Origin of the sequence: Bosea sp. (in: a-proteobacteria) (assembly GCF_023953965.1) — a bacterium.
In the GTDB taxonomy this organism is placed as follows: Bacteria; Pseudomonadota; Alphaproteobacteria; order Rhizobiales; family Beijerinckiaceae; genus Allobosea.
In genome coordinates, this window is record NZ_JAMLIX010000001.1 from 1,396,425 (window position 1) to 1,410,171 (window position 13,747).

10 protein-coding genes are annotated in these 13,747 nt (G+C 67.5%); all 10 read left to right on the forward strand.

What is annotated here, in order from left to right; genetic code table 11:
- Position 1 precedes the first annotated feature (1 nt).
- Entirely contained in the window at positions 2 to 1,723 is a 1,722-nt protein-coding gene (locus tag M9917_RS06595) for a glycosyltransferase family protein (protein ID WP_297252007.1), read from the forward strand.
- 8 nt (positions 1,724 to 1,731) lie between these two features.
- Positions 1,732 to 3,129 (forward strand): glycosyltransferase, encoded by a 1,398-nt coding sequence (locus tag M9917_RS06600; protein WP_297252009.1) that lies wholly within the window; start codon positions 1,732 to 1,734, stop codon positions 3,127 to 3,129.
- A gap of 15 nt (positions 3,130 to 3,144) precedes the next feature.
- Entirely contained in the window at positions 3,145 to 4,551 is a 1,407-nt protein-coding gene (locus M9917_RS06605; protein ID WP_297252011.1) for a glycosyltransferase, read from the forward strand.
- A gap of 61 nt (positions 4,552 to 4,612) precedes the next feature.
- A complete protein-coding gene (locus M9917_RS06610) occupies positions 4,613 to 5,737 on the forward strand; it encodes a glycosyltransferase (protein WP_297252013.1) in 1,125 nt (374 codons plus the stop codon).
- Positions 5,738 to 5,755: 18 nt separating this feature from the next.
- Positions 5,756 to 7,648 (forward strand): asparagine synthase (glutamine-hydrolyzing), encoded by a 1,893-nt coding sequence (gene asnB, locus M9917_RS06615; protein WP_297252015.1) that lies wholly within the window; start codon positions 5,756 to 5,758, stop codon positions 7,646 to 7,648.
- On the forward strand, positions 7,645 to 9,186 hold the full coding sequence (locus tag M9917_RS06620; RefSeq protein WP_297252018.1) for a glycosyltransferase family protein: 1,542 nt from the start codon (positions 7,645 to 7,647) through the stop codon (positions 9,184 to 9,186). The genes asnB and M9917_RS06620 overlap by 4 nt, the downstream gene beginning before the upstream one ends.
- Positions 9,187 to 9,333: 147 nt before the next feature.
- Positions 9,334 to 10,458: a class I SAM-dependent methyltransferase gene (locus tag M9917_RS06625; RefSeq protein WP_297252020.1), complete on the forward strand. Its 1,125-nt coding sequence runs from the start codon at positions 9,334 to 9,336 to the stop codon at positions 10,456 to 10,458.
- Between the two features lie 5 nt (positions 10,459 to 10,463).
- Positions 10,464 to 11,345, forward strand: coding sequence for an NAD-dependent epimerase/dehydratase family protein (locus M9917_RS06630; RefSeq protein WP_297252023.1), 882 nt, complete (start codon positions 10,464 to 10,466; stop codon positions 11,343 to 11,345).
- A 10-nt stretch (positions 11,346 to 11,355) separates the two neighbouring features.
- Positions 11,356 to 12,525 (forward strand): glycosyltransferase family protein, encoded by a 1,170-nt coding sequence (locus M9917_RS06635; protein ID WP_297252024.1) that lies wholly within the window; start codon positions 11,356 to 11,358, stop codon positions 12,523 to 12,525.
- A gap of 7 nt (positions 12,526 to 12,532) precedes the next feature.
- Complete coding sequence (locus M9917_RS06640; RefSeq protein ID WP_297252026.1) at positions 12,533 to 13,735, forward strand: FAD-dependent oxidoreductase; 1,203 nt, start codon at positions 12,533 to 12,535, stop codon at positions 13,733 to 13,735.
- Positions 13,736 to 13,747 lie beyond the last annotated feature (12 nt).

Genomic DNA, 13,747 nt, shown 5'->3' on the forward strand with positions numbered 1-13,747 from the left:
CATGGTCGCGATGACCCGGCCGCCACGAGCCACGGACGCTCCCGTCGCGCCGCTGTCCGACAAGGAGAGCGCGCTCTGGCTCGAGGAATTCCAGGCTGCGCATGGCCGCAAGCCCAGGGTGCTCCATATCGGCAACATCGCCAACAACGCCTACAACAACGCGAAGATACAGAACCGATACGGCATCGAAGCGGATGTGCTGTGCTTCGACTATTATCACATCATGGCCTGCCCCGAATGGGAGGACGCCGATTTCGCCGGCGAGATCGCGGACCAGCACTATCCCGACTGGTGGAGCGTCGAGCTGCGCGGCTTCCGGCGCCCGCGGTGGTTCGCGCAGGGGCCTTTCGACGCCTGCGTCCGTTATCTCCTCGCGCGCGCCTCCGATGCGCCGGGCCAGCGCTGGCTGTGGCGCTGGCTGGAGCTGGAACGCTGGCTGCTCTGCCGGCGCGGCCGGGCCCGCAGCTTCGTGGTCGATCGCATCGAAAAGTCGACCGGCCGGCCGATCCGCTATGTGACCGACCCTGCGAATGCGGTTCTCATGGGTTACCTCGCGGGGAAGCTGGCAAAGCTGCGTCGCCTGAGGCGGCTTCTGCCGTCCGGCCTGTTCGCCTCTCTCAACGGCCGTCTCACGCGCCTGGGCGCGGCGGCACGGACCGCGGACATCGCCCGCGACGGCGCTCGCCACCAGGTCCGCGCCGGAAGCTATCGTGGCCGCGTCGAGAGCGCCATCGCCTCGGCGCTCGCGGCCGTGAAGCCGCATGATCCGATGCCGAGCCTGGAGTGGTTCTATAACTGGTGGTATCACCCGTATCTGAAGCTGCTGCTGAGCAAATACGACGTCGTCCAGTGCTACGCGACCTATACGGCGATGCCGTTCATCATCGCGCATCCTTTCGTCGCTTATGAGCACGGGACGATCCGGAAGATTCCGTTCGAGGATACCGACGAAGGCCGGATGTGCCTCGCCTCGTACAAATCCGCTGCATGCGTTCTGGTGACGAACACCGACAATATCGATGCCAGCCGGGCCATGAAGCTCGAACCCGGCCGGGTGATCTACCTTCCCCATGCCTTCGACAGCGACAAGCTCCTGCGCTTCAGGGCGCATGCGCAGGTGGCGCTTGCGCCGCAACGGCCGGTGAGCTTCCTGACACCGACACGGCAGCACTGGGTCGACCAGGACCCGGGCTGGGCGAAGGGCAACGATCGGGTTTTCAGGGCCCTGGCCCTGGTCAGGCAGAGCGGCCGGCATTGCCTGCTCAAGGCGGTCGCATGGGGCAGCGATCTGGAGGCGAGCCGCGGCCTCGCCGCGGAGCTGGGCGTCGCCGACATGGTCGAATGGGTGGCGCCGATGAAGAAGCGGGCGCTGTGGGCGAGCTACCTCGCCGCGCACGCGGTCATCGACCAGTTCGTCGTTCCGGCGATGGGTGGCGTCACCTTCGAGGCGATGATGCTGGGCCGGCGGGTGATTTCGGCGATCGATGCGTCCCAGGCCGCGGAATTCTTCGGAGCGGCCCCGCCGATCTATAATTGCCGGGAGCCGGCGGAGATCGCCGCGGCCATGATCCGGGTGATCGACGATCCGGCGGACGAGGCCGGCGACGGCGACGGGAACATGGACTGGATGAGCCGCTATCATTCGGCGGAGCGTATCGTCACGCTCCAACTCGCCGCTTATCGTCGTCTCGCCGCGGACGGACGCGGCATGGCTTCCCTCTGATCGACATCATGGTCCTGTCCTCCCTGAACACCGCCTTTCGCTGGATCGGGCGTGCTTTCGGCCCCGATCGCGCGGATCCCGCTCCCGCCGTGGCGCCGGCCTCCGCGCCGATCGAGACGGCGGGGCCCGCACGGGATCCCGCGCAGAGCTTCGTGCGTCACTGGCGCTCGCTTCCCTCGGCGGGGATCGGCGCCAGGGCCGCCGGACGCCGGATCGTCATGCTGTCGGTGTCGAACATGCGCATCGACCCGCGCATCGAGCGGGAGGCGCGGGCGCTCAGCAAGGCCGGCTACGAGGTCGTCGTGATCTGGCCGGATTACTGGATGGAAGACGGCGAGCATGTCCGGCTCGACTGGGGGGATGGCGTCACCTTCGAGCCGCTGCGGCCCCAGGCCGGCGATTTCATCTATGATTTCCCCGGATTTTTCGGCGTCGAGATGCTGGAAGCCGCTCTCCGGCATGAATGCTTCGCCTTCCATGGCCACGACATTCCCTCCGCGCTCGTCGCCCTGACGGCCGCACATCGGACCGGCGCGCACGCGGTCTGCGATTTCCACGAATGGTTCTCCGAGAACGTCGCCTGGGATGTCGAGGCTGATGCCTGGCTTCCGCACAAGGCGCGCGAGAAGAAGGCCTTCCAATGCCTGGAACGCTTCGCCCTGCGCCGGGCGAGCGAGCTGGTCACGGTTTGCGAATCGATCGCGGAGGCGATGGGCGAAGAGCTCGGCGATGGCCGCAAGCCGCTGGTCGTGCGCAACATCCCGCAGATCGCGCAAGCCTCCAGCAAGGTCTACCCGCCGCTCAAGCGGCAGCTCGGCCTGGCGGACGATGATTTCGTCCTGCTCTGGCAGGGCGGAACCGGGCCGACACGGCTGATCGAACCCATCATCGAGGCGCTGGCGTTCATGCCGCGATGCCATTTCGCGATCCGTGGCCCGTCGCTCGATCTGTTCGGCGCCGGCTATCGCGAGATCGCGGCGAGGGTCGGCGCGGCCGATCGGCTGCTGCTGCTCGATCCCGTCCCGTCACAGGATGTCGTCGCCGCCGCCCGCGGCGCCGATGCGGGAATCTGGACGCTGCCGAAGCTGTGCCGGAACTTCACCTTCGCGCTGCCCAACAAGGTGTTCGAGTACCTGGCTTCGGGCCTGCCGGTGATCGCGGCCGACTATGTCGAGGTGCGCCGGATCGTCGATGCCTATCAGGTCGGCGCCCTGTTCGACCCCTATGATCCGCAATCGATCGCCGCCGCCATCAATCCGTTGATCGAGGATGGCGAGCGTGCGGCCGCCATCCGGTCCCGCATCCCCGGGGCGCTGGAGCGGCTGAATGCCGAGAGCGAATGGGACAAGATTCCGGCGATCTACGATCGGCTGCGCCGGACCGGAACGGCCGGTCGCGGCGCATGACGGACCGGTGACGGCTTGCTGAGACGATTGCGCAATTCCCCGGTGGTGCGCGCCCTGCTGCGCCCGGTGCTGCATGCCGGCATCGATCGCTATTTCCGGCTGCGCCGGCTCATCGCCACGATGCCGGGGGCCCGGCTCATGCGCCGCCTGGCCAGCGGGCGCTTGCCGGCGCTGCCGATGAAGGCCGCGATGCGCTGGCCGCTCGGGCCCGGCGTGGGCCGCCGTGCCGAGGGCCATGACGTCGTCATGCTGGTCGTTTCCGATCTGCGGATCGATCCGCGTGTCGAGCGGGAGGCACGCGCGCTGGCGCGCGCCGGCTACGCGATCACCGTGATCTGCCCGGATCTGGGCCAGGGCGAGCTCGCCGGCGCCGGCCTCGACTGGGGGCCGGGCATCCGCTTCGACATCCTGCCCTGGACGGCGGCGAGCTTCGTCAATGAAACGCCCGGCTTCCTCGCGCATGATCTCTATGAGCGCGCCCTCGATTATCGGCCGTTCGCCTATCATGCCCATGATCTGAACACGGCATTCGCCGGTCTGGCGGCGGCACGCATGACCGGCGCCCATCTGATCGCGGATTTTCACGAATGGACCTCGGAAAATGTCCATTGGGATGCGAGGCAATCGGCCTACCAGCCGTTCCAGGGCCAGTGGAAGCAGCAGTTGCAGGGGCTGGAAGCACGGTGCCTTGCCGAGGCCTCCAGCGTCATCACGGTCTGCGATTCCATTGCGGACGCCATGGCGAGCGAGCTCGGCCATGGAAGGCGGCCGGTCGTGGTGCGCAACATCCCGATGCTGCCCTCGGCGGGTTCGCAGAGCTATCCGCCGCTCAAGCGGCAGCTTGGCCTTGCGGACGACAGCTTCGTGTTGCTGTGGCAGGGCGGCACCGGCCCGACGCGCCTGATCGAGCCGATCATCGAGGCGCTGGCGCTCGCGCCGCGCTGCACCTTCGTCATCCGGGGCCCGTCGCTCGACCAGTTCGGACCCGGCTATCAGGCGCTGGCCGGCAGCGTCGGCGCGGCTGAGCGGCTGATCCTGCTGCCGCCCGTGCGCTCGCGCGACGTGGTGGCCGCCGCCTATGGCGCCGATGCCGGGATATGGACGCTGCCGAGCCTGTGCCGCAACTTCACCTATGCGCTGCCCAACAAGATCTTCGAGTACATGGCGTCCCGGCTCCCCGTGCTGGTCGCGGCCCATCCCGAGGCGCGGCAGATGGTCGAGCGGCACGGTGTCGGCCTCGCCTTCGATCCCTATGACCCGGCCGATATCGCGGCTGCGATCAACCGGCTGATCGACGATCCCGCCCTGGCGGCCCGTTTCCGGGAGGCGACGGGTACGGCGCTTGCGGAACTCGATCCGGAGCGCGAATGGGAGAAGGTCGTCGCCGTCTATGACGGGCTTCGCGAGGCACGGCCGCAATAACCGGCTGCCGCTCTATCTCCATCCCCGTATCCAACCCTTGGCAGACAGGACGACCGCCGACGTGAAACCGCTGCGCATCCTGCATGGTCCGGTCAATGTCGGGAACCAGCCCTGGTCGTTGTCCCGGGCCGAGCGCAAGCTCGGTCTGCGCAGCGACGTGGTGATCAACTACAACACCTGGCTCGGCTATCCCGCCGACCGGACGCTCAGCGAATACGGCGTGAAGAGCGTTCGGAACAGGCTCCGGCGCGGCGGTTTCGCGCTCGGCATCCCGGCCTCCTACGACGTCGTGCATTACTATTTCGGACGCAGCTTCCTGTTGTGGGAGGACTGGGGCGGCACTTTCGGCAAAAGCCGGTGGGACGACCGCAAGGCCCTGCTCGACGTCAGGTTGGCCCGCGCCTTCGGCCTCAGGACCTTCATGACCCTTCAGGGCTGCGACGTCCGGCAGGCGGACAGGTCCCACGCGATCAACGCGATCACCATGTGCCGCGAAGGGGCCTGCCCGGCTTTCGCCACCTGCACGACGGGGCTCGACGACGGGCGGCGGGCGATGATCGAGCGCCTGCTGCCGCTGATGGACCGCGTCTTCTATCTCAATCCGGAGCTCGGCCGGTTCGTCGCGAAAGGCGACTTCCTGCCGTATTGCAACGTCGAGATCTGGGACCAGGAGGTTTCGCTGCCCGATCCGGCGCGCCGCCTCAGGGTGGTGCATGCGCCCAGCAACGGCGGCATCAAGGGAACGAACCTGCTCCTGCCGGTGCTGGAGCGCCTGAAGCAGCGCTTCGATTTCGAGCTCATCCTGATCGAGAACAAGCCGCATGCCGAAGCGATGGCGCTCTATCGCGGGGCCGATCTGGCGATCGACCAGCTGCTGGCGGGCTGGTATGGCGGCTTCGCCGTCGAGCTGATGGCGATGGGCAAGCCCGTCGCGGCCTATATCCGCGAGGAGGATCGCGATTTCGTGCCGGCCGCGATGTGGGATGAGCTGCCGGTCCTGCGGATCGATCCGCGCACGCTCGAGGACGATCTCGCCCGCATCCTGAGCGCGCCGGGCGAGCTCGTCGCGGCCGGCCGCCGCTCCCGCGCCTATGTCGAGCGCTGGCATGATCCGATGAAGACCGCCAGGGCGATGGCGCGGCTCTATCGCGATCCATCGGCCGCGCTCGACCTCATCCAGAGCTGATTTCAGGGACGATCTTCCATGTGTGGCATCCTCGGCATCCTGCATCGCGGCGCAATCGGCGATGCGTCGCAGCGGATCGTCCGCATGGCCGACGCCATCGTTCATCGCGGGCCCGACGATGCGGGCTTCTGGTCCGCCCCCGAAATCGCGCTCGGCTTCCGGCGCCTCGCCATCGTCGATGTCGAGGGCGGACGCCAGCCGATGACCAATGAGGACGGCACGGTGCATGTCGTCTTCAACGGCGAGATCTACAACCACCGCCCCTTGCGCAGGGAGCTCGAGGCGAAAGGCCATCGCTTCGCCAGCGACCATTCCGATACCGAGGTCCTGGTTCACGGCTATGAGGAATGGGGCGAGGGGCTCGCCGAACGGCTGAACGGCATGTTCGCCTTCGCCATCTGGGATGTCCGCAGCCGCAAGCTGATGCTGGCGCGCGACCGGCTCGGCATCAAGCCGCTCTATCTCGCGGAGCTGCCGGGCGGCGGGATCGTCTTCGGCTCCGAAATCCGCGGCATCCATGCGTCCGGGCTTCTGCCCGTCGCCCCCGACGACCAGTCGGTCTACGCCTATTTCCTGCAGCAGAACGTCTGGTCCGGCCGCTCCCTGTTCAAGGGCGTGCGCCAGCTCGAAGCCGGGCATATCTGCATCGACGAGCCGTCGGGCCGGCGTGACCGGCAATATTGGGACATCCGCTTCGATCGCCGGAGCATGTCGCGGGCCGATGCGGGGCTCGCGCTCAGGGAGGTGCTCGAGCGCGCGATCGAGCGGCAGCTGGCCGCCGACGTGCCCGTGATGAGCTATCTCTCGGGCGGCATCGATTCCAGCGCGATCGTCGCCGGCGCCTATCGCCGGGACCCCGGCGTCAGGGCCTATTCCTGCATCTTCAATCTGGATCAGGTCGGCGACGACCGGATCGTCGACGAGCGCGAATTCTCACGGCTGGTCGCGGCCGAGCTCGGCATCGAACATATCGAGCTCGAGCTGCCCCAGCTCGCGCTGGTATCCTCGTTGCACCGCACGGTCGCCGCGCTGGAAGAGCCCCGCATGGGGATGGCCTATGTCAACTACCTGATCGCGGAGCGGGTCGCCGCGGACAGCAAGGTCGTGCTCTCCGGCTGCGGCGGCGACGAGATCCTGGGCGGGTATGTCTCGCGCTATGACTATGTCCGCCAGCCCTTCCCGAAGCAGGCCGCCGCCCGCCCGCTGCTCGCCCGCCTGCTCGGCAGGGGCAAGCGCGCGGACGACGCCGGCGACGATGCCTTTCGCCGCATGCAGGCGATCTATTCCTACCCCGTCGGCACGCATGAGATCGAACTCGCCTTCAAGCCGGGGTTCCGGGCGCGCTCGGACGGCTACACGCTGGAAGACGAGATGCGCGCGATCCTGGCGAAGTGCCCGTCCGACGCGGTGTGGGATCGGCTGCTCTATATCGACGCCAAGACCTATCTGGCGGGCCTCCTGATGGTCGAGGACAAGCTTTCGATGGCACACAGCCTCGAAACGCGCGTGCCGCTTCTCGACAATGAGGTGATCGATCTGGCGCTCACCTATGACTGGCCGCTGCTGACGGATGGCGAGACCGGGAAGATCGCCTTCCGCGACGCGATCCGCAGCTGGGTGCCGCCCCAGATCGCCGACAAGCCCAAGATGGGCTTCGGCCCGCCCGACGCGTCATGGTATCGCGGCGCGCTGCAGCCCTTCATCCGCAGGGTCCTGGCGCCGGAGCGCATCGCGGCCCGCGGCATCTTCGACCCGGGCTTCGTCTCCTGCGCCATCGATCAGCATATGGAGGGGACGCAGAACCGGCTGCCGCTGATCTGGTCGCTCCTGTCGTTCGATGCCTGGTGCGAGAGCTGCGGCGTCTATGGCGGCGATCTCGGCCAGCCGCTCGCTCCCGCCGCCCGTTCATGACGATCGATTCGCCGGGCGAGGCCGCGCTTGCATGGCTGGAGCGCCGCCAGCGCAGGCTCGGGCGCCCGCTGCGTGTCCTGCATATCGGGAACATCGCCAATAACGGCTTCAACAACGCCCGGATCCAGCGCGCGCACGGCATTGCCGCCGATGTCCTCTCCTTCGACTACTACCACATCATGGCGACGCCCGAATGGGAGGAAGCCTCCTTCGACAAGGCGCCCGCGGATGCCTTCTTCCCGGATTGGGACGCGGTCGACCTGAAAGGCTATCGCCGGCCGCGCTGGTTCGCCTCCGGACCGCTCGAGGATTGCTGCCGGTATCTGGCGGCTGAGATCCAGGGGGACGCGGATGCCGACCGGCTCTGGCAGGTCCTGGCCCGCGAACGCTTCGTGCGCTGTTCGCGCTCGCGGAAGGCTAGACTGGGCCTTTTTCGCCGCAAGATCGGCTGGAAACTGGCCTATGAACGCAGGAAGCTCGATCGCCGGCTGGGACGGAACGCGGATGTGCCGGAGCGCGCGGCCCTTGCGGCGGGAGGGGCCGGCTTCGAAGAGCTCAATCGCGTCTGGCAGGAGCGGCGCCATGGCCGGCCCTTCCCCGCCTGCCGCGACGACCTCGATTACTATTGGGAGCGCTTCACGCATTTCGCCCGGCTGATGCCGCATTACGACGTGATCCAGGGCTACGCTCTGGATGGAATCTGGCCGCTTCTCGCCGGGCGTCGTTATTGCGCCTATGAGCATGGGACGCTGCGCAGCCTGCCGTTCGAAGACCATCCGACCGGCCGCATGGCGGCCCTGGCGTTCGGCCTCGCCGACCAGGTCCTGGTGACCAATCTCGATTGCCTCGCCGCGGCCGACCGGCTCGGGATCGGGGCGGAGAGGATCGTCGCTCTCCCGCATGCTTTCGACGACCAGCGGCTGCGCGACTTCGCCCTGGCCCATCGGGAGCTTGCCCCGCCGCGGGAGCGGTTGCGCCTGTTCATGCCGGCGCGTCAGGACTGGAGGGACGGCGATCCGAACCTGTCCAAGGGCAATGACCGCTTTTTTCGTGCGGTGGCCGGGCTGGCGCGGGAGGGCATCGCCTGCGAGATCGTCGCGGTGCGCTGGGGGCGCGACCTTGGAGCCAGCGAGGCGCTGATCGCGGAACTGGGCCTTAAGGCGCAGGTGAGCTGGGTCGATCCGATGCAGAAGCCGGAACTCTGGCGGCACTATCTCACGAGCCATGTGGTGGTCGATCAATTCGCTCTCCCGGCTTTCGGCGGCGTCACGTTCGAGGCCTTGGCGCTCGGCCGGCGTGTCCTGACGGCGCTCGATGTCGCTGCGGCGCAGCGCTTCTTCGGCGAGGCGCCGCCGCTTCTGGTCGCGAGCTCGGTCGAGGAGATCACGGTCGCGCTGCGCAAGGTGGCGGCGGATCGCGACGACAGGGCGAAGCTCGGCGCTCTCGGCGCAAGCTGGATCGCGCGCTTTCACGCAGCGCCCCGGATCGTCGCGCTGCAGGCGCAGGCCTATCGCACGCTGCTTGGCGAGGCGACATGAAGAACACCGCGATCGGCAGCGCGTCCGCAGGCGTGCATCGCGCGGTGGAGCGTGCCGCGTGGCGCGGGCAAATGCCGATTTCCCTTTCGGGAATCATCGTCTAGGACAGCCGCGAGCTTGCGGCATCTCATCCGGGAGGAACACGTCTTGCGTCCATCGATCGTCAGCCAACTCGCGCCGTCCGGATATGCGGCGGGGGATCTTGCGCTGGAGCCGTTTCGCAGCGAGGGCGATCACGTCGTCGAAGGTGTGCTGCGGGCCCGCGACGGTCGCTGGTTTCCGGTCATCGATGGCGTGCCGTCGTTCCTGACGGGGGTTCTCCAGCAGGATCTCAGCGATTTCGCTGAACGGCACAAGCTGCCCTATCAGGTCACCACGGCGCGCGCGGCGGCGGCCGAGCAGGCCAAGACCAACGAAACCTTCTCCGACAAGTGGCGCAGATTCAAAAGCTATGGCCTGGAACCCGAGCACGAGGATTTCCTGTTCGGCTGGTATTGCAAGAAATTCGGCCTCGCCGGGCGCGACGAGCTCAAGGCGTTCCATGGCAAGCGCCGCCGCATTCTCGAATGCGGGCCGGGCTCCGGCTTCAATACGAAGTTCATGGCGGAGAATTGCCCCGGCGAGGTCTTCGCGCTCGATATCTCGGCCGCGGCCTTCACGACCTTCGGGAACACCAGGCAACTGCCGAATTGTTCGGTGGTTCAGGCGGATCTGATGGAAGCGCCGTTCCCGGACGCCTATTTCGACTTCATCATCGCCGACGGCGTGCTCCACCATACGCCCGATACGCGTCTGGCCGTCGAGGCGCTCTATCGCAAGCTCGAGCCGGGCGGCCAGTTCTTCTTCTACGTCTACAAGAAGATGGGCGCGGCGCGGGTGTTCTGCGACGCTCATGTCCGCGAAAACTTCATGCCGCTGTCGCCGGACGAATGCTACGCGGCCTGCGAGGGCATCACCGAGCTCGGGCGTGAGTTGTCGCGGCTGAACGCCAAGATCACGCTCGAGAAGCCGATCCCGGTTCTGGGCATTCCCGCCGGGACGCACGATGTCCAGCGGTTGATCTACTACAACTTCCTGAAGTGTTTCTGGAACGAGGCGTTCGACTACGAGACCAACAATATGGTCAATTTCGACTGGTATCATCCGCATAATGCCTGGCAGCATTCGCAGGAAGAGGTCGAGGGGTGGCTGCGCGATCTCGGCGCGAAGGAATGGCAGGTCAACGACGCCAACCCCAACGGCATCTCGGTCCTCGTCACCAAACCCGCCTGAATGCGATGCACGACCGGCTTCATCTCCTGATCACCGGCGCCAGCGGCTTCGTCGGCCAGTCGCTGGTGCGTCTGGCGCTCGGCGAGGGATATCGCGTCACCGTCGTCGTCCGGGACGCGGCCCAGGCGCCGGAGGGCTGCGGGGCGCTGGTCCATTCGCTCGGCTCGGGAGCGCGCCTCGATCTGCCCGAGGGGGTGGACGCGGTCGCGCATCTGGCGCAGTCGCGGGCCTATCGCGCCTTCCCGCAGGACGCGGCGGAAATGTTCCGTGTCAATGTCGGCGGCGCCCAGGAGATGCTGCTCGCGGCCGCGCAGGCGCGGGTCTCGCGTTTCTGCCTCGTGTCGAGCGGCACGGTCTACGAGCCTTTCCTGGCGCCGCTGCGGGAGGACGAGGCCGTCGCGCCGCCGGGCAATCTCGGTGCGACGAAGCTCGCGGCCGAAGTGCTGGCCCGGCCCTTTGGAACGCTGTTCGCCTTGTCGACGCTGCGCCTGTTCGCTCCGTACGGTCCCGGGCAGGCCGGCCGCCTGGTGCCGGATCTGATCAACCGCGTCCGCCGGGGCGAGGCCGTCTCGCTTCCGGCCGAGGGCGGCGGGATGAGATTCGCGCCGAGCCATGTCGAGGACGTCTGTCAGGCCATGCTGACATCGATCGAGCAGAGCTGGACGGGAATCTACAACCTCGCGGCGCCGGAGGCCGTGAGCATCGAGGATGCGGCCCATGCCATCGGGCGCGCGCTGGACAAGGTTCCGGTGATCGTCCGGAACCCGGCGCAGGGCACCCCTCCGGCGGTGGTGCCGGAGCTCGGGAAGCTCGCCGCCAGGTTCGACCTGTCGCGCTTCCGCAGCTTCGAGGACGGCATCGCGTCCATGGTCGACGGGCGGAATTGAGTCGCTCCAGGTGGTCGAGCAGGCGCGCCAGGCCAGGACCGTCGGGGGCCGCCCCTTGCGGGTCCTGCATTGTCCCTGGAACATCGCGGGCCAGTCGGCCCAGCTTGCCGCCGCGGAACGGGAACTGGGGCTCGACAGCCGCTGCGTGGTCATCGAGGAGACCGCCTGCGGGTTCCCCGCTGATCTGGCGCTCGCTCCACGCTCCCCTTCGATCGTCCAGCGCGAGCGCGCGCGCTGGCGCCTGCTGTGGCAGGCGATGCGCTGGGCCGACGTGGTGCATTTCTCGTTCGGGCAAAGCTGTCTCGTGCCCAACGCCTTTCCCGATCTCGGCCGGATCAGCTGGAGCAATCCTCTCGATATCGTCTGGCGCCTCTATTGCCGCGCCGTCTGGCTCAAGGATCTGCCGCTGCTCGCCATGATGGGAAAGCGGCTCGCCGTCAGCTGGCAGGGGGACGATGCGCGCCAGCACGATCGTTCCCTGGAGCTTTTCGACATCTCGATCGCGACCGCGCTGGGCAGCGACTACTATCCAGCCGGCTCCGATGCCTGGAAAAGGCGCGCGATCCAGGCTTTCGCCCGCCATGTGCCGATCCATTTCGCCTTGAACCCGGACCTGCTCCATGTGCTGCCGGAGCAGGCCCGCTTTCTGCCTTATGCCAATCTCGACCTTTCCCGCGTCGAGGCCGCACCCCCGCGCCCGGAAGAAGACGGCCCGCTCGTCTTCGCGCATGCCCCGAGCCATCGCGGCGCCAAGGGCACCCAGCATGTTCTCGCCGCCGCCGAAAGGCTCAAGGCCGAGGGCTTCTCGTTCGAGCTGCGTCTGATCGAAGGCCTGCCGCGCGCGACGGCGATGGCGCGCTATGCCGAGGCCGACATCATCATCGACCAGTTGCTCGCCGGCTGGTATGGCGGCCTCGGCGTCGAGGCGATGGCGCTCGGAAAGCCCCTGATCGCCTATCTGCGCCAGGCCGATCTCGCTTTCGTCGACCCCGCGATGCGCGCTGAGCTGCCGGTGATCGACGCCGATCCGGCGACGATCGCCGCGGTGATGAGGAGCACCTTGCTGAAGCCCAGGGCGGAGTTGCATGCGCTCGGCCTGGCATCGGCGGCCTTCGCCAGGCGGTGGCATGACCCCCGCCGCGTCGCGGCGCGCGTGATCGAAGCCTATCGTGCGCGCTAGTCGGGCAATGCGGTGGCTTCTGACGCGCGCCAGCGGCGCGATCCCGTTCCGGAGCGGGCCGAAGGAGATTCTCGAAGCCGATCTGGTCGTGGTCGGCTCGGGCCCCTACGGTCTCGTCAAGGCGATCCTCGCCCTCGAGGCCGGGCTTCGTGTCGTCGTGATCGATCGGGAGCCTTTTCTCGGCGGAGCCTGGGCCGCGCGACCATGCTACGGTTCGACTTCGGAAAAATTCGACATGGTCGCGCATCTGCTGAGCGTTTATCCGGGCTGCTATCGCCTGCTGGAGGAGGCCGGCTTCCCCTTGCAGGAGCGCAGCCTGTATTTCTGGGACGCCGATTGGACGCAGGACAAGCAGGACGCGCTGGCCGCGCTCGCCGACGCGGCTTTCGAGCCTCGATCGGGGCCGGCCGGGCATCTGATGGGCTATCACCAATATTATGGCCTGCACCGCCATGCGGACGGGCGCGACGCCGCCCTCGCCGTGAGTCGCGGAAACCGGGCCGAGTTCGAAGCGTTCCGCTATATGCCGCACAGCTTCCAGCCGCTGGTCGACCGGCTGATCGCCCGCTTCGAAACCCTGGGAGGGCAGGCGCTCCTCGGAGCCTCGGCCGAGCTCATCCGGCTGGGGCAGCAGTCGGTCACCGTCGCGGCGGCGGATTGGCAGGTGCGGGCGGAGCGCCTGGTCAGCGGCCGTCACCTCGACGGCGCCATCCATGTCGACGGGATCGCGCTGGAGATGCCTTTCATCGCGAATCTCTATCGCTCGATGCTGTTGCTGGTGCGGCTGAGCGAGGCGCCTCGACATCGCTATGTCAACGTCGTCGGTCATGCCGGCATGCAGGCGATCCAGATCGCGCGCAGCGCGGCGGATCCGCGGCCTTTCGTCTACAGCATCTGCATCATCGACCACGAGGAACGCCCGCCGGATCCCGAGGCGGTCGCCGGGCATCGCATCGCTCAGCTTCAGGCGGCCGGCATCCTGCCGCAGGTCGAGGAAGTGCTCGATGTCGCGTTCCATCGCCATCTCTCGCGGTCGTTGCCGCGCGAATTCCTGGCTTCGGTCGCCGCGCGCTCGCCGGCGGTGAGCTTCCATATCGTCGACAATCTCAGCCAATGCATCGCCGACAACGCGGCCGAATGGCTTCGCGCGCTGGGGCCGGCCCCGGCCGATCGAGGCCCGCCCGGCAGCGACTTGTCGCTCCCGGGGTGATATGGCAAGAGC